The sequence below is a fragment of the Pauljensenia sp. C0170B4 genome (assembly GCF_056590235.1).
Map to the genome: position 1 here is coordinate 244,171 of NZ_JBWPVS010000004.1, position 15,953 is coordinate 260,123.

Sequence of the window (15,953 nt, forward strand, 5' to 3'; positions counted from 1 at the left end):
TGACGGTCAGCACACGAGTGCACTTTCTCGGAAAAGTGCAGAGCATCTCATGTGCATAAGCAGGTGTTTGTTAAGACTTAACCTCACCGTGTTCGAGGCAGCACTGAAACAATCGCGTCGATTATTCGACGCGCATTCGCCTTCGAACACGCCAGGTTGACGCGGATCCAGTTCTCGTATCCGGTTCCCAAAGTCGCACCGGCATTGACACCCACCCGAGCGTTCTCACGCAGGAAAGCAGCAGGACTATGCACGCCTGACCAGTCATACGCATCCAGCCCCCACCATGTCAGGTATGTCGCTTCAGGACTGACAAAGTCGACCAGAGTGTCTGACAGTGCTTCATGCGCGAGCGTCATATTCGACGCAACCTCCTCACGCACCACGTCCTGCCACGGGTCACCGTCGCGGTAGGCAGCAATTGTTCCGATCGCCCCCAATGAGTTTGTCAGGTGACCAATCTGGCCGCAGGATTCGTCCCATTGTTCACGCAAAGCGTCATCAGTCACGATGATTTGTGCGCAGGGAAGTCCCGCAATGTTCCATCCCTTCGATGCAGCTGTCGCCGTGATCGTGCGCGCCGCCACCTCATCATTCAAGCGCGCACATGAGAAGTGACTCGTGGGATCTGTCAGGACCAGCGGACTGTGGATCTCATCGGCAAAAATCATCACATCCGTATCGCGAATCGCTTCCCACAACGCTTCCAGTTCGTAACGCCGAAAGGCACGCCCCGTCGGATTCCACGGATTGCACAAGATCAGCAGTGCACCACCCTGACGGGCTTCTCGGCCGATCGCTTCCACATCGAGTTGCCATTCACCCCCACTGCGCAGGTCTCCCTCGTCACTGAATGGAACACGAACAGCGGGGACTTCAACGATGGGATGCCCAGCGACACCGGGCATCGTCAGGAAGGGCATGTAGGCAGGGGTCGGTACAATGACTCGGCTCCCCTCGGGGATCATCGAGCGCAACACGACATCAAGGGCTGGCAAGACGGACTGGACCGTGCGCACGCATGTTGGATCAAGTGTCCAGCCGAATCGGCGTTGCTGAAAATCGACGAGGGCGTCTCGCACCGCGCCATCCAGCCATGTCGGCTGGTATCCGAGCAAGCCGTCATCGATCGCTTTCTTCATCGCCTCGACAACCGGTGGAGCGGTACCAAAATCCATCTCAGCGACCCATGCACCCAGTGTTGGCTCACCGCTGGCAGTGCGAATGCCTGTCCATTTGAGCGATCCAATGGTCCAGTTCTCTTCAGGTGAGCGGTCAGGCAGCACAGGTTTCATGGAACATACTCCTTCATTCATTCAGCACCATGCTAATGCTCTTCACGCACTTCACGCCCGTCACTCGATGCTGTCCCCGTCGTCTGCTTCTGTCCCCCGCCACCGGACTCAGTGTCGCTGCCTGTGCGGGTACTCGCTCAATTGCTTGCGCGCACCTGACATGTACAGTGAACCGTGTCATGCACAATGTCAGACTGACAACGTTTTGTTCTTCCTCATTGTCACCTTCCTGGACGCGCCTTAAAATGGATGGTCGGCCCTCGTTGATCAGCCGTTCAGATTACTGTGTGTGGAAGAAGGTTAAGTGGCGACTTCACGCTATTTCACGGTACCGGGATCAGATCGACAATATGACCGCAACAGAATGCTCATTGCCATCCTTATACCGCTGGTCATGGCATTGCTTCAGGTTTCAGCAGTCAATACGCTGCTCCCCGCTATCCAGGAGACGTTGGGAGCCACCTCGTCAGGCATTCAGTGGGTGCTGGCTGGCTACGCGCTGGTCTACGGCATCATTTTGGTGCCCGCAGGACGTATCGGTGACCTTGTCGGACGCTCCATGATGTTCGTCATCGGGCTGGCGATTTTCAGCGCTGGCTGCCTGGCCTGCGCACTGGCAACTGACACCGTCATGCTGAACGCCATGCGGATTCTTCAGGCGGTGGGAGCGGGAGTATTTTCGCCTCAGGTCAACGGAATGATCCAGCAGTACTTCGATGGACGTGCGCGCGCCAAAGCTTTCGGCCTGATGGGGTTGACCATTTCTGCATCGGTTGCAGCCGGACCGCTAATTTCCGGCGCTACGGTAGCGATCTTTGGCAATGATCCAGGGTGGCGCTACGCGTTCGCGATCAACACTCCAATCGGCCTGCTCGGACTTTTCCTTGCCTTCCGGTGGCTGGCCTTCTCAAAGGAGCGACGCACCATCGGCCCGAATCGCAAGAAAGCACGCGAAGAGTACCGCCGTCGGGAAATTGTCGCGGGGCGTCCTGCTTCGAAGCGACGCGGTCGCACCCTGGATCTCGACCCTGTCGGCATGATCACACTGTGCATAGGCGTATTCCTGATCATGATGCCGTTTACGATGCACGCGTCCTGGCGAATGTGGCTGCTGCCTGCCGCCGTGCTTGTTCTGACTGCATGGGTGTGGTGGGAACACACCTACGAGCGCCGCGGCCGCATCCCGATGGTGAACCTCAAACTGTTCAAGATCAGCTCATTCAGTTACTGCACGGCAATCTCCGCACTGCAGTTCCTGGGCTCCACCTCCATCTTCGTGCTCATCGCACTGTTCGTACAGCAGGGACTGGGGCAGACTGCTCTGTTCACCGGCCTGATCGGCCTACCCAACGCCGTGATTTCAGCCTACTTCGCGGTGTTCGCTTCACGCCACGCGATCGAGAAGGGTCGCGTGCTGCAGGTCGTCGCGCTGCTGATCGTCATCGGCTCGGTTCTGGCCACCGTCGCTGTAGCGTACGGTGTGGCCAATCTGGGGTGGCACCCGGCATGGCTGACTCTGCCCATCACGCCCGTCGGTATCGGACTGGGCATGATGGGCTCGGTCAACCAGACACAGTCCATGCTGGAAGTTCCGGCGGCTCACGGAGGTACGGCCGGTGGCATGGTCCAGACCGCCCAGCGCATCACGACTGCCATCGGTAATGCTGTTGTCACTGCCGTCTTCTTCGCCAGCGGAGCTGCTGTGGGACATACGCCCAGCGAATGGTTCCGCGGCTTCGCCTCAGCCCAGGCTCTGGTCGTTGGATTCATTTTGTTGGCTGTGATCGTCGCAGTGGTCTACATGATACGAGGGCGCCGCTCCATACCTGGCACATCGCAGGCATAAAGGACGATCCGCAACCGGTGACCTGGTATTTTCCTGGGCACCGTTTCAACGGTAGAATAGGCAGCACTATGACTGTCACGAATGCAACTGGGCGCGATATTCGCCTCCGTTTTTGTCCTTCACCAACTGGCACTCCGCACGTCGGAATGGTACGCACCTGCCTGTTCAACTGGGCGTATGCGCGTCACACCGGCGGAACGTTCGTCTTCCGCATTGAAGATACGGACGCGCAGCGTGACTCCGAAGAGTCCTACCAGCAGATCCTCGACTCCCTGGAATGGTTGGGACTGGACTGGGATGAAGGTATCGGTAAGGGCGGGCCGCACGCGCCCTATCGTCAGTCAGAGCGTATGGACATCTACCGTGACGTCGCACAGAAACTGCTGGAAGGCGGATACGCGTACGAGTCGTTTTCAACGCCCGAGGAAGTTGAGGAACGTCACCGTGCCGCTGGCCGAGATCCGAAACTCGGGTACGACGGTTTCGACCGTGATCTGAGCGAGGAGCAGAAAGAGGTGTTCCGTGCTGAAGGGCGCAAACCTGTTCTGCGTATGCGCATGCCGGATGAGGACATCACGTTCACGGATCTGGTGCGCGGCGATATCACCTTCAAGGCGGGTTCGGTTCCTGACTATGTCATCGTTCGTGCCAACGGTCATCCGTTGTACACGCTGGTCAACCCTGTCGACGATGCACTGATGGAGATCACACACGTCCTGCGCGGTGAGGATCTGCTCTCGTCAACTCCTCGCCAGATCGTGCTCTACCGTGCACTTGAGGAGCTGGGGATCGCCTCATTCACGCCGCGTTTTGGCCACCTGCCCTATGTGATGGGTGAAGGGAACAAGAAGCTGTCCAAGCGTGACCCGAAGTCGAATCTGCTGCTGCACCGCGAAAACGGCATGATTCGTGAAGGCTTGCTGAATTACCTGGCATTGCTGGGCTGGTCGATCAGCCCGGATAATGACATTTTCTCCGCTGAGGAAATGATTGAGGCGTTCGACATCGAAGATGTCAACCCGAATCCGGCGCGCTTCGATCAGAAGAAGTGCACCGCCATCAACGCCGAGCACATCCGCATGCTCGACATCGACGATTTCACCCGCCGCATCGTGCCGTTCCTTCATCGCGATGGCGTAGTCAGTGCGGACACTTTCGATGCACTCACCGATGAGGAACAACGCCGCCTGGTTCCTGCTGCCCCGCTCATCCAGACACGCATTCAGGTGCTCTCTGAAGCGTCCGGCATGCTCGGGTTCCTGTTTGTGGCTGACAAAGATCTTCAGATCGATGAAAAGTCGCAGGGCAAACTCAAAGATGATGCGGCAGATGTCCTCAGCCGTGCCATCGAGGAGTGCGAAAAGGTTACTGAGGCTGACTTTGGGACGGAAAAGCTGGAAGAAAAGCTCCGCTCGGCCCTCGTCGATGAAATGGGAATTAAGCCGCGCCTGGCGTTCACACCCATGAGAGTGGCTGTGACCGGCAAGCAGGTGTCTCCCCCGTTGTTTGAGTCGATGGAAATCCTTGGTAAGGAATCCTCGCTCAAGCGTCTGCGTCACCTGCGTGACGTACTTGCCCAGTAGGTCAGGGCTCCGGAGCTCAGGGATTGAGCATCTCAGCGGCGCGGGGCAACGGGAATCGCGCCCGCCTAGTCGAGCGCGATGAGCGGAGCGAATTCGCCTTTTGTCAGTTCTGCCAGATCAGTGGCGGCAACCAGTACGGAAAATCCGCGTTTGCCGCCGCTGACCGCGATCGCATCGTAGGCGAGCGCTGACTCGTCGATGAAGGCGCGGTGCCGGGTGGTCTGTCCCAGCGGGGAGATTCCACCGACCACATACCCGGTTCGGCGCTGCGCGACAGCAGGATCTGCCATCTTTGCCGAGCGAGCGCCCGCTGCACGCGCAATGAGTTTGAGTGACAGGTGGTGGTCTACTGGAATCGCCGCCACGACGAACTCACCGTCGGAAGTTTCCACCATGAGGGTCTTGAAGACCTGCTGTGCCGGCAGATCAAGCTGGTCGGCGGCTTCTCCTCCATATGAGGCTGCCGACGCGTGGTGCTCATAGTGCAGGGGCGTGAAGTTGACTCCTGCCTGCGTCAGCTCCTCGACAGCTCGCGTCGGGCCGGTGCCGTGATGCTTTTTCTTCGCCATCGTCAGATGATGCTCGCGTCAGGCGAATCGACGACCTCTTTGCCGAAGGGGAAGCATGTCACGGGGATGAGTTTGAGGTTGGCAATTGCCAGCGGGATCCCGATGATGGTGACGAACTGTGCGATTGCGGTGGTGATGTGTCCGATGGTGAGCCATAGTCCTGCCACGAGGAACCACACGACGTTCATGAATGTTGAGCCTGCGCCGGCGTCCGGCCGCTTGACGACCTCGCGGCCAAATGGCCAGATCACGTAGGACGCCATACGGAAACATGCCACGCCGGCTGGGATCGTGATGATAAAGATGCACGCGATGATGCCGAAGAAGATGTATTCGAGGAAGAGCCAAAAACCGGCCAACAGGAACCAGATGATATTCAAGAGTGTGCGCACTGTGATCTCCTAGAGTTAAACCCGCTCATTTTACCTTATCTGCTTCCTTTATTGTCCCACGGCGTTCTTCTCCAACAGAACCGGCTACATAGCGAGGACAAAGTGCGTAGTATCGACCAAGTGAGCATCAACGACAACATTGCCCGAGTCCGCGACAGAATCGACCGTGCCTGCGAAGCTGCAGGCCGATCCGATACTGCGACACTCGAGCTTGCTGTCAAGACCCAGGACGCACAAACCTGCCAGGCTGCGGCTCGTGCTTTGTACGAGGCAGGCCTGCCTGTCCTCCTCGGACACAATCGCGTTCAGGAAGCCCGCGCTACCGCGGAGGCGATCCGCACTGTTCCGGGCGCCAGCATTCATCTGATTGGCTCATTGCAGACCAATAAGATTAACCAGGCGCTGGCCTGCACCGACTTGATCGAAACGGTTGATTCGCAGCGTCTGGTCGATCACCTCGATAAACGTGCCAACGGGCTGCGCCCCGTGTTTATCCAGGTCAACGTGTCTGGTGAAGACTCCAAGAGCGGGTGCCGACCTGACGATGTTCCAGCATTGCTGGATGCGATCGAATTGTCCAGCGCGCTCACGCTCGAAGGATTCATGACGGTTGGACTGAATTCGGATCACGAATCTGACGTGCGTCGCTCATACTGCTTGCTGCGCGACATTCGCGACGCCGCCTCCTGGCAGCTGGGTGTACCTGAACCTGATCTGCAATTGTCGATGGGGATGTCACGCGATCTGGAGTGGGCAATTGCAGAAGGTGCCACGATCGTTCGGATCGGAACCGACGTGTTCGGCCCGCGCCCTCGTCGCGACTAGCCTGCTGCCGGATCGTGGTCTTTCACACCGGAACCACATAGCGGAATGATGCATGAAGCCGGACCTCGACCACTCGAGACATACTGACGGTATGCCGCATAGTTGGCGGCTGACGTGATTTCACAGTAAATTCCGCGGTGCGCAAGGTCGCTGTGTGCACGCACAATGTCCTGCTCATGTACGGCAAGAAATTCAATCGAGCAGGCGCGCGCATATCTCATGATTTGCTCAGCCCGTGCAGGCCTTGCAATTGCGATTCCATCGGCAAGCGTCGCTGTGGCATGGAAATCGCTGAGATCCTCACCTGCCGCCATACGGCGCAGCGGATCACAGCGCTCACTTTGCACCGCCACAATGTGCGGAAAATGATCGATGCATCCTGATGTCATCAAATGTTCAAGCGCCTTAACCACGCCGATCAGTAGCGTGCCGTTGCCAACCGGAATGAGCAGGACCTCAGGAAGCCTCCCGCCACACTGTTCAAAGATCTCGTACACATAGGTCTTCGTGCCTTCATAGAAAAAGGGGCTGAAAACATGCGACGCATAGAACGCATCATCGCGCTCCCGAACGTAGGTTCGCGCGACATCTGCGCAATGATCGCGCGAGCCTTTCACAATGTGCACCATCGCGCCAAAGGATTCAATCATCGCGATTTTCTTGTCGGATGCCGCTTCCGGCACGAAGATCTCGCACTCCATCCCCGCTCGTGCAGCGTAGGCTGCGATCGCGCATCCGGCATTTCCGCTTGAATCCTGCACCACGCGCGTGATTCCAACCGAAGCGCACCACGTGATCAGCACGGCCGCCCCTCGATCCTTGAATGACAGGGTCGGCATGGCGTATTCCAGTTTGCCGAGGACACCCTCGTCAATAAAGACGAGGCCGGTCATCCCCTCCCCCATGCTGACGCGCTGCCATGTGGAATCATCTGACCCAACTCCGATCATCGACGCACGATACCGGAATTGTGACCACTGCGAGGAATCCACGGTGTCGAGCGCGAACGGTTCCAGATCGCCGTGCAGATCCCACAGTCCGCCGCATCGACATTTTATCGAGGTCGCGGGCGTCGCCTCCGCGGTGCTGCTGCACCGCACACACTGGTAGTACATAGTGACAGTTTACGGAAGACGGTACGTCCACTCGTGGGTCGCGAACTTGGTACGGCACCGGTTCTCAGCGATCTCAATATCATGCTGCGTGATTTCGCCGTCCGTCGCGTGGTACTTGTCGCGGAAATGCCCCAGGAACGCATCGATGATGTCTTCGCGCGCCTTACCGGTCTGCGAGCGCATAGGGTCGACTCTCTTGACCGCTGAACGCGTCCCCTTATCGTGGATCTTTTCTTTGCCGATGCGGATCACTTCCAGCATCTTGGCTGCATCAATGTCATACGACATCGTCACGTGGTGCACCATGTAGCCGTTCGCGAATCGTTTCTGCGCTGCACCGCCGATCTTGCCTTCCTCGGACGCAATGTCATTGAGCGGTACGTACCGCGCTTTCACGCCGACCTTTTCGAGGGCTTCCATCACCCATTGGTCAAGGAATTCGTATGACTGGGCGAACGAGAGTCCGTCGACCAGGGCGGTGGGAACCACAAGCGAGTACGTCACACAGTTGCCGGCTTCCATAAACATTGCGCCGCCCCCGGTGATGCGGCGGCACACTGTAATGCCGTATTTGTCGATACCGTCCTGCCACAGTTCGTTGGCATAGGACTGGAATGATCCGATCACAACAGCCGGATCGTCCCATTCCCAGATGCGCATGAACGGTTTGCGGCGCCCTTCGGCGACATCCTGAGCAAGCGTTTCGTCCATCGCGACGTTGACCATTGGAGGTACCACCGGCCCGTGGATGACGTCGAAGTCAATGTCATCCCAGCTCAGTGCTTTACCCAGTGCACGCCGCAACGCGATGCCAACGCCTTCAGGAGTGATGCCCAGCAGGTTGTCGCTGGGCTGCAGGGCTTCAGAAACACGCTGAGCGGCCTGTGCCGCGCTCATGTCGGCTGGGGCGCCTTCCAGGGCATCGCGCATACGCGTCAGTGCGCTGTCTGGTTCCAGGAAGAAGTCTCCTGACAGTTGTACATCGCGCAGTATGGCGTCCGAATCCGTCTGGTCGACTTCCACGTCGAGGACGACGAGCTTACCTCCAGGAACTTTGTATTCTCCATGCATGTCTCTATTGTCGCTGTTCGGAGCGATCCACGCTCGGCAACCGGAAAGCGAAACCGGTCATTTACTCAGCGCGGCAGAAGTCCCCAGCGGTATCCGTCGAATAGTGCTTCCCATGACGCCTCGATAATGTCGGTGCCGATTCCAACTGTGGACCATTCGCGCTCCCCGTCACTCATGGTGATCAGGACGCGGATCGTTGAGGCCGTCCCGGCGTGATGCTGGTCGAGGATATGCACCTTGAAGTCACTCAGTTCAATCACCGCGGCTTCCGGTTTGTACTGTGTGAGTACGGCGCGCAGCGCACGATCAAGGGCGTTGACCGGACCATTTCCTTCGCTGGTGTGGATGTAGCGCGCGTGGGTGCGGATCGTGACGGTAGCGCGTGTGCTCGAGAGCGGCTGTCCCTCAGCAGGTCGCTGACCCGTCGACACGTCCCACGATTCAACGTCCACGAACGGGGGCAGCATTCCAACCTCGTTGCGCAGCAGCAACTCGAAGGAGGCGTCTGCGCCGTCGTACATATAGCCGTCCGCTTCGCGCTCTTTCACAATGCGAGCCAGTCGTGTGGCAACGTCAGGACTGGTGAGGTCAATGCCCAGTTCCTGCGCTTTCAGTTCGATCGATGCACGTCCCGCCATCTCCGATACCAGCATTCTCATGCCGTTGCCTACCTGCTCGGGATCGATGTGCTGATACAGGTCAGGATCGACCCGAATGGCTGATGCGTGCAGTCCAGCCTTATGCGCGAAGGCGGAAGCCCCCACGTATGGAGTGCGCGAGAACGGCGCAATGTTGACGATGTGTCCGATGCTGCGTGCCGTTGAGGTCAGGTGCGTCAGCGCGTGGTCACCAAGCAGGTCAAACCCCATCTTGAGCTGCAGGTTTGCGAGACAGGTCAGCAGGTCTGCATTCCCGGTTCGCTCTCCGTAACCATTGATGGTTCCCTGGATCTGTCGCGCGCCTGCCCCGACAGCTGCCATCGTGTTGGCCACTGCGCAGCCGGTGTCGTTGTGGGCATGTATTCCCAGCACCACATCTTCATGTCCGTCATTGACGAGGGCGTCCCGAGCCTGTTCAATCATCTGCGCAATAGTGGCAGGCAGATTTCCGCCGTTCGTGTCGCAGGGAATGACGGCTGCCGCGCCGGCACGTGCCGCCTCGATCATGACCTGAATCGGGTATCGTTCGCGTGAGTCCCACGCCAGGCCATCAAAGAAGTGCTCCAGGTCGACCATAACGGTGATGGGACGCCCCACCGCGTCGGGTGACGACAGGTAGGAAACGGTGTCGCGCACCATGCGCAGATTCTCCTCTAGCGTTGTGCGCAAAGCACTGGTGACATGTCTGGGATCGGATTTGGCAACGACAGTGATGACGCTGGCGCCGCTGTCAACGAGCCCCGCAATCTGAGGGTCTTTGCTGGCCTTCATTCCGGCTTTCGTCGTTGCTCCGAACGCGACGAGGGAGGAATGTGACAGGTCAAGACGCGCTGCCTGCCTGAAGAACTCGGTGTCTTTCGGGATCGCTCCGGGCCATCCGCATTCAATGAAGTCGATCCCCAGGCGATCCATAATTCGCACGCACTCGATCTTGTCAGCAACTGACAGGCTGATGCCTTCCTGCTGGGCACCGTCACGCAACGTGGTGTCATATGTGAATACGTGCTCTTTCATGGATACAGTGTGTCAGTTCCGTGGCCCGTGACCTAATTCATGACGAGCATCGACCACAATGCGGGCTGTCTTGAGGCGCTGAAAAATGGCCTAACCGTCTACACTGAACGGATAGAAGCTGAAGGGGGTGTGCCATGTTCGGGATCAACGGAGCTGAATTCGTCATTCTTTTACTACTGGCGGCGTTGCTGCTGGGACCCCGATCGGTGGCACAGGCTCTGCATGGTTTGAAAAAGGCTCTGACAATGTTTCGGCAGTGGTCGGCCCGGCTTCGAGCCGACGCGTTAAGCGAATCATCTGCCTTGACGCCTCAGGATCTGAAGAATCTGCAGATGTTACGCGAATTTGACCTGTCGCAGTACTCCCCCAAACAGATGGTTCGAGAAGCTGTCCAAGACGAAATCAACGAGTGGATGAAGCAGGCAGGCCTGTCAGCCACCTCACTCAAGGACGCCGTGCAGTCCGTGCCGGATGGGACGCCCTCGACCAATGACACGAAACTTTCAATACAGCAATTGGATGCAGATAATCCCACTGGAGGTACGCCATGAGGCCCAGCCACATCGTCATCATCATCGTCGTTCTCATTATTTTGTTTGGCGCCTCGAAGCTTCCCGATATTGCGCGCTCGATCGGGCAGTCAGCCAAGGTTCTCAAGAAAGAGATGCGCGAGCTGTCTGACGACGATGGCTCCACGCCGGTTGCGCAGCCCCAGTCCCAGGCTCCGCAACCGCAGGCTCCGGTTCAGCAGCCCCCGGCCGAGCAGCCGCAGGCTCCGCAGCACGGCACATCTGCGCAGGCTCCCATGCCGCAGTACCCGCAGCAATCTCAGCAACCGCAAACCGGCCAGCAGCCAGACAACGGCACGCCTGAGAGCCCAGCGCCCTCCCAGAACTAGGTCCGAGCTGCGGGCATGAAGAAGTCCAATCCCGCAGGCCGGATGCCCATCAGCGCCCATCTGCGTGAACTGCGCAAACGCCTTGTGATGGTGCTGGTGGGAATCGTCCTGGGAGCCATCGCAGGATGGTACCTGTATGACCCCGTCATGGCGTTCATGACAGAGCCGCTGCGCGCTCTCGACTCGGCGACCACCCAGATTAACTTCCACACGATCGGCGCTGCGTTCGATCTGAAACTGCAGGTTGCGATCTGGATCGGCACGATCATCACGTGCCCGTGGTGGATCTTCCAGATCGGCGCTTTCATCGCTCCCGGCCTGCGCAGACGCGAAAAACTCTATATCACCGTCTTCGGCCTGGTCGGCGTCGTACTGTTTTGTGCGGGCGCTGCAACCGGCGTGTGGGTGGCGCCCAAAGCCGTCCATATCCTGCAGTCCTTCATACCCGACGGCGGCGTATCCCTGCTGCAGGCCTCCAGCTACGTCAGCTTCTACATGCGCCTGGTCATCATTTTCGGCCTGTCGTATCTGTTCCCGGAGGTCCTGGTTCTGCTCAACTTCCTCGGCCTGCTGCCGGTTCGCGCAATGCTGCGCGCATGGCGATGGGTCACCATGATCTGTTTTGTGTTCGCCGCAATCGCCAATCCACTCCCCAGCCCGTGGCCGATGACAATCCAGGCGTTGGTGCTGATCGCGCTGTATCTGCTTGCCGTCCTGGTGTGCTGGATTCGCGAGCGCTACATCAAATACGGCCGCAAGCTCCGCCCTCGTCCATCCGCCCAGTCCTCCAACGACATTGGCGAGGGCGTCTCACTCCCACGCAGACGGCGGATTCCACGCAAACGCGTAGACTGACCGTAGGTCACACATGGCGCACTGAGCAATTGAATCGGTGCCGACTGATCGGCATCCGCTACCGGAGGAGATGACATGGCAGACGCTGCAAAGAGCCCTGAAATGGCGGCCTGGTTGAAGGACGTCGCTGAGTCCCTCAAAATTGAAGACAACCCGCTTCCTGGTGCTCAGGAGGCTTTGCTGGATATGACCAGCAGTGTTGCACACGGGCCGAGCCGTCCAGGTGCTCCGCTGACGAATTTCCTGGTCGGATACGCTGCCGGAAAACTCGGCGTGGATGCAGCTGAGGCTGCGCGCGCGGTTGCCGAGCAGGCCGACACCTGGCAGATGAAGTAAGGTCTCAGGTTTCGTCCTCAGCTTTCGACGCCGTTTCGTCGATGAATCCGCGACGCGGCATGGGCGCTTTCCCACTTTCCGAGAAATGCACCAGCTGCCACGGCGGTGCAAGCGTCAGATACGTGGCGACCACTTCCTGAGCGTTCGCCGTCATTCCTGTGCGCAGCCACGCCGTAATCATCGCCATCATGTTGTGAAGCTGCTGGGAAACAGCCATTTCGATCCACAGTTGCGACGCGTTCCATTCCAGGCGTTGCGCAAAATCGGTCACATACTGGCTGAAAACTTCTTCCAGACGCTGCGCGAACAGTGAGCGCACAACCGAAGGCGCGTTGGTGGCGAAAATCTTGTGATAGATCTCGGGCTGTTGGCTGATTGTGCTCATCATCCGCACATACACGTCAGTCAGGCGTTGGCGCGGATCCTGTGTCACCGACGACAGCAAAGTGGCGAGGTCGGCGAAATCAGGCTGGAGCTGGTCAATCAGATAATTCGCCAGCAGGTCAGCTGGTGTGGACGCATGCTTGTAGAAGGTTTGCCGCGCGACGCCGGCGCGTGCTGTCAGCTCTGAAACCGTAATCTTGTCCGCAGGAGTGGTGCGAGCCAGCTCGATAACTGCGTGAACTAGAGCAGCGCGGGTGCGCTGATAGCGAGGGTCTTCTTCAGGACTGCGCTGTTTTGAAGCACGACCAGTAGCGTTCACGCATCCTCCTTGGCACCTCGGTCCTGATTGCGCATCAGGCGCTTTTAAGTGACCATACACAATTCCCGACAACATGGGTTGATGTGCTCAGCAGGAGCGGCAAGGCGATCAAGTACTCCGTGGTCCGCCATGTCGGCAATGGCGTCAACGGGGACCACTTCGTCGGGGGTTACACACGCCGAAAAACACCTAGGAAACGCCCCGCCATTTATGCAACACAGATGCCATCATATTCACCACTTCGAATGGCGTATTATCAGGCATTTCGCAGTCTTCAGGCATAATTGGATTATTCGTTATTTGACAGGTGTCAGCTAGTGAGACAAAGGGGTTGCAGTGAAAGCAGTCAAGACCGCGTCGGGACCGTCCCGACGTTCGTTCCTGCAGTGGTCGGCAATCGCTGGGGCCAGCGTCGGTCTAGTGGGATGTTCAAACTCCAACGTGCAGTACTCCCACACAGACGATTCAGGCACACTCGTCCCCAACGGCACGGGACGCCTGGATGTCGACAAGACAGTTTCGTCGGCATGCATCGTCAACTGCGGTTCGCGCTGCCCACTACGCCTCCAGGTCAAGGACGGCACGGTCGTTCGCGTCCTGCCGGACAACACCGGCGACGAGACACTGATGAACCGCAATATCCTGGCATGTGTGCGCGGCCGCAACATGCGTGAGCGTATCTACAACCCCGACCGTATCAAGACACCGCTGCTGCGCGTGGGAGCCAAGCGCTCCGACGGCGAGTTCAAAGCCATCAGCTGGGACGAAGCCATCGACCTGATCGTTGAGAAACTGCGCTACACCTATGACACCTACGGCCCCGAAGCGATCTACAAGAACTATGGATCAGGAGTGTGGAACGCCCTCGTCGCTTATTCGGGAGGCTGGCACCGCCTGTTCAATCTGCTTGGCGGCCACCTGAACTACTACGGAAACTACTCCTACCTGCAGATTTCTCAGTGCACAAGGTACGTGTACGGTTCACCCGATGAGCAGATCTCCAACTCGATCGAAGATTGCATCGACAATTCCAAACTCATCGTGTTCTGGGGCAACAATCCTCTGGAAACACGAATGTCAGGCGGCGGCATCGCCTACACGGCAACGCGTGCGAAGAAAGCTGGTGTGAAGATCATCGTGGTTGATCCTCGCTACTCCGATACAGCCTCCCTGATTGCGGATCAGTGGATCCCGATCCGTCCCGGAACCGACGCCGCCCTCGTCGCTGCAATGGTGCACGTCATGCTGTCCGAAAACCTGCACGACCAGGCTTTCCTCGACAAGTACTGCATCGGGTTCGACGAACAGCACATGCCCGAGGGCGCCCCGAAGAACGCCTCCTACCGTTCGTATGTGGAAGGCAAAGGCGAAGACGGGATTGAAAAGACTCCGGAGTGGGCCGCACAGATTACGGGGATCCCGGCCGACACCATCCGCAAGTTTGCACGTGAGGTGGCCACTTCCACGCCCGTCAACATCAACCAGGGGTGGGGTCCGCAACGCCACGCCAATGGTGAAAACCAGGCGAACTCGATTTATCTGCTGGCCTGCGTGACCGGCAACGTCGGTATTCCCGGCGGCGGTACCGGCGGGCGTGACGGTTATTACTGGCCACTGTCCCAGTGGCTTGACGACGGGACGAACCCGGTGGAAACGTCGATCAGCTGCTACAAGTGGACCGACGCGATTGACCACGGACCGGAGATGACGGCTCTCAAAGATGGTGTGCACGGCAAGGACAAGCTCGATGTCGGCATCAAGTTCATGGTGGTGTACGGCTCCAACATGCTCTCCTCGCAGCACGGCGACATCAATCGCACGCGGGAAATCCTTGACGATGACACCAAGTGCGAGTTCATCGTCGGGATGGATAACCAGATGACAGCGTCGATGAAACTGTGCGACCTGGTGCTGCCTGATACCACCACTGCTGAACGATGGGATCTGGTTCCCAGCGAATACACCGGTGAGCTCGCCTACGAAATTATGGTCGAACAGGCTATCGACCCGCTGTATGAAGCTCGCAGCTCGATCGAGGTGACCACGGAGATCGCCGAACGTATGGGTATTGGTGAAGAGTTCGCGCACGGCAAGAAAACCACGGAAGACTGGGCGCGTGACGTTCACGAGATGACACGCAAGGATCAGCCGCAGTTCCCGACATTCGACGAACTGCGCGATATGCGCGTCTACCGCTATAACCCCGACGAACATGTGGTGCCCCTCAAGGAGTTCCGCGAAGATCCGGAGGCCAATCCGCTGGAGACGCCGTCGGGCAAGATCGAACTGTATTCCAGCCAGCTGGCCGAGATGGCCAAGACGTGGGAGTTCCCCGATCCACTACCCGGTGACCGACTGACTCCGATCCCCGAATACGTCCCCACTCGTGAGGGCGTCGAGGAGGCGCGCACCAACAAGAAGTATCCGCTGCAGGTCATTGGACACCACTACAAGTCACGTACGCACTCGACGTACGGCAACCTGTCGAAGAACCGCGAGGCTCACCCGCAAAAGGCATGGATCAATATTCAGGATGCCCGCAAACGAGGGATCGCAAACGGCGACCAGATCCGCATCTTCAACGATCGCGGCACAATCCAGACGCAGGCGTTCGTTTCAGCGCGCATCGCACCAGGCGTTGTCTCTGTTCCGCAGGGCGCATGGGTTGAATGGGACGAGAACGGTGTGGATCACGGCGGTGCAGTCAACGTTCTGACATCTCAGCACCCCACTCCCCTGTCGAAGGGCAACGGTCAGCACACGAATCTTGCACAAGTGGAGAAGGTGTGAGG

General features: G+C 58.4%; 15 protein-coding genes. 8 read left to right on the forward strand and 7 right to left on the reverse strand.

From position 1 onward, the window contains the following. Nucleotides 1-83: 83 nt before the first annotated feature. Entirely contained in the window at nucleotides 84-1,295 is a 1,212-nt protein-coding gene (locus AC1EJ1_RS07040) for a MalY/PatB family protein (protein WP_285014411.1), read from the reverse strand. A gap of 304 nt (nucleotides 1,296-1,599) precedes the next feature. Here AC1EJ1_RS07040 and AC1EJ1_RS07045 point away from each other — a divergent pair, with 304 nt between their 5' ends. Continuing rightward, the gene (locus AC1EJ1_RS07045; protein ID WP_285014409.1) at nucleotides 1,600-3,141 is read left to right on the forward strand and encodes an MFS transporter; all 1,542 of its coding nucleotides are present in this window, start codon (nucleotides 1,600-1,602) and stop codon (nucleotides 3,139-3,141) included. A gap of 68 nt (nucleotides 3,142-3,209) precedes the next feature. Beyond that, a complete protein-coding gene (gene gltX / locus AC1EJ1_RS07050) occupies nucleotides 3,210-4,724 on the forward strand; it encodes a glutamate--tRNA ligase (RefSeq protein WP_070725099.1) in 1,515 nt (504 codons plus the stop codon). A 65-nt stretch (nucleotides 4,725-4,789) separates the two neighbouring features. Here gltX and ybaK read toward each other — a convergent pair whose 3' ends face one another. Then, nucleotides 4,790-5,293, reverse strand: a complete 504-nt coding sequence (ybaK, locus tag AC1EJ1_RS07055) for a Cys-tRNA(Pro) deacylase (RefSeq protein ID WP_058236311.1) — start codon at nucleotides 5,291-5,293, stop codon at nucleotides 4,790-4,792. A 2-nt stretch (nucleotides 5,294-5,295) separates the two neighbouring features. Then, nucleotides 5,296-5,685 carry a YccF domain-containing protein gene (locus AC1EJ1_RS07060; RefSeq protein WP_058236310.1) on the reverse strand — a complete coding sequence of 130 codons (390 nt, stop codon included), beginning with the start codon at nucleotides 5,683-5,685 and terminating at the stop codon, nucleotides 5,296-5,298. 120 nt (nucleotides 5,686-5,805) lie between these two features. Between AC1EJ1_RS07060 and AC1EJ1_RS07065 the strand changes: the two genes are divergently transcribed. Continuing rightward, a complete protein-coding gene (locus tag AC1EJ1_RS07065; protein ID WP_058236309.1) occupies nucleotides 5,806-6,510 on the forward strand; it encodes a YggS family pyridoxal phosphate-dependent enzyme in 705 nt (234 codons plus the stop codon). On the opposite strand, the gene AC1EJ1_RS07070 is transcribed toward AC1EJ1_RS07065, so the two are convergent. The 3 genes from AC1EJ1_RS07070 to cimA form a co-directional block, all read right to left on the reverse strand. Next, the gene (locus tag AC1EJ1_RS07070) at nucleotides 6,507-7,460 is read right to left on the reverse strand and encodes a pyridoxal-phosphate dependent enzyme (RefSeq protein WP_285014405.1); all 954 of its coding nucleotides are present in this window, start codon (nucleotides 7,458-7,460) and stop codon (nucleotides 6,507-6,509) included. The two genes, AC1EJ1_RS07065 and AC1EJ1_RS07070, sit on opposite strands and share 4 nt — an antisense overlap. 174 nt (nucleotides 7,461-7,634) lie before the next feature. Continuing rightward, nucleotides 7,635-8,696 (reverse strand): lipoate-protein ligase small subunit, encoded by a 1,062-nt coding sequence (lplB, locus tag AC1EJ1_RS07075; protein WP_285014403.1) that lies wholly within the window; start codon nucleotides 8,694-8,696, stop codon nucleotides 7,635-7,637. A gap of 65 nt (nucleotides 8,697-8,761) precedes the next feature. Then, nucleotides 8,762-10,369, reverse strand: a complete 1,608-nt coding sequence (gene cimA / locus AC1EJ1_RS07080) for a citramalate synthase (protein ID WP_058236306.1) — start codon at nucleotides 10,367-10,369, stop codon at nucleotides 8,762-8,764. A 134-nt stretch (nucleotides 10,370-10,503) separates the two neighbouring features. Between cimA and AC1EJ1_RS07085 the strand changes: the two genes are divergently transcribed. From AC1EJ1_RS07085 to AC1EJ1_RS07100, 4 genes are all read left to right on the forward strand, one after another. Continuing rightward, a complete protein-coding gene (locus AC1EJ1_RS07085; protein ID WP_285014401.1) occupies nucleotides 10,504-10,920 on the forward strand; it encodes a twin-arginine translocase TatA/TatE family subunit in 417 nt (138 codons plus the stop codon). Beyond that, on the forward strand, nucleotides 10,917-11,267 hold the full coding sequence (gene tatA / locus AC1EJ1_RS07090; RefSeq protein ID WP_285014399.1) for a Sec-independent protein translocase subunit TatA: 351 nt from the start codon (nucleotides 10,917-10,919) through the stop codon (nucleotides 11,265-11,267). Before AC1EJ1_RS07085 ends, tatA begins: the two co-directional genes overlap by 4 nt. Nucleotides 11,268-11,282: 15 nt before the next feature. Then, nucleotides 11,283-12,122 (forward strand): twin-arginine translocase subunit TatC, encoded by an 840-nt coding sequence (gene tatC / locus AC1EJ1_RS07095; protein ID WP_285014397.1) that lies wholly within the window; start codon nucleotides 11,283-11,285, stop codon nucleotides 12,120-12,122. A 75-nt stretch (nucleotides 12,123-12,197) separates the two neighbouring features. Further along, on the forward strand, nucleotides 12,198-12,458 hold the full coding sequence (locus tag AC1EJ1_RS07100) for a DUF6457 domain-containing protein (RefSeq protein ID WP_058236302.1): 261 nt from the start codon (nucleotides 12,198-12,200) through the stop codon (nucleotides 12,456-12,458). A gap of 4 nt (nucleotides 12,459-12,462) precedes the next feature. Here the strand turns inward: AC1EJ1_RS07100 and AC1EJ1_RS07105 are convergent, their stop codons facing one another. Then, nucleotides 12,463-13,161, reverse strand: coding sequence for a TetR/AcrR family transcriptional regulator (locus AC1EJ1_RS07105; protein WP_285014394.1), 699 nt, complete (start codon nucleotides 13,159-13,161; stop codon nucleotides 12,463-12,465). A gap of 336 nt (nucleotides 13,162-13,497) precedes the next feature. Here AC1EJ1_RS07105 and AC1EJ1_RS07110 point away from each other — a divergent pair, with 336 nt between their 5' ends. After that, nucleotides 13,498-15,951 (forward strand): DMSO/selenate family reductase complex A subunit, encoded by a 2,454-nt coding sequence (locus AC1EJ1_RS07110; protein WP_070725086.1) that lies wholly within the window; start codon nucleotides 13,498-13,500, stop codon nucleotides 15,949-15,951. Nucleotides 15,952-15,953: the final 2 nt, after the last annotated feature.

Coding starts and splice junctions, on each gene's coding strand:
- AC1EJ1_RS07040 (WP_285014411.1), bottom strand. CDS start 1,295: ATGAAACCTGTGCTGCCTGACCGCTCACCTGAAGAGAACTGGACCATT.
- gltX (WP_070725099.1), top strand. CDS start 3,210: ATGACTGTCACGAATGCAACTGGGCGCGATATTCGCCTCCGTTTTTGT.
- ybaK (WP_058236311.1), bottom strand. CDS start 5,293: ATGGCGAAGAAAAAGCATCACGGCACCGGCCCGACGCGAGCTGTCGAG.
- AC1EJ1_RS07070 (WP_285014405.1), bottom strand. CDS start 7,460: ATGATCGGAGTTGGGTCAGATGATTCCACATGGCAGCGCGTCAGCATG.
- lplB (WP_285014403.1), bottom strand. CDS start 8,696: ATGCATGGAGAATACAAAGTTCCTGGAGGTAAGCTCGTCGTCCTCGAC.
- cimA (WP_058236306.1), bottom strand. CDS start 10,369: ATGAAAGAGCACGTATTCACATATGACACCACGTTGCGTGACGGTGCC.
- AC1EJ1_RS07085 (WP_285014401.1), top strand. CDS start 10,504: ATGTTCGGGATCAACGGAGCTGAATTCGTCATTCTTTTACTACTGGCG.
- tatA (WP_285014399.1), top strand. CDS start 10,917: ATGAGGCCCAGCCACATCGTCATCATCATCGTCGTTCTCATTATTTTG.
- tatC (WP_285014397.1), top strand. CDS start 11,283: ATGAAGAAGTCCAATCCCGCAGGCCGGATGCCCATCAGCGCCCATCTG.
- AC1EJ1_RS07100 (WP_058236302.1), top strand. CDS start 12,198: ATGGCAGACGCTGCAAAGAGCCCTGAAATGGCGGCCTGGTTGAAGGAC.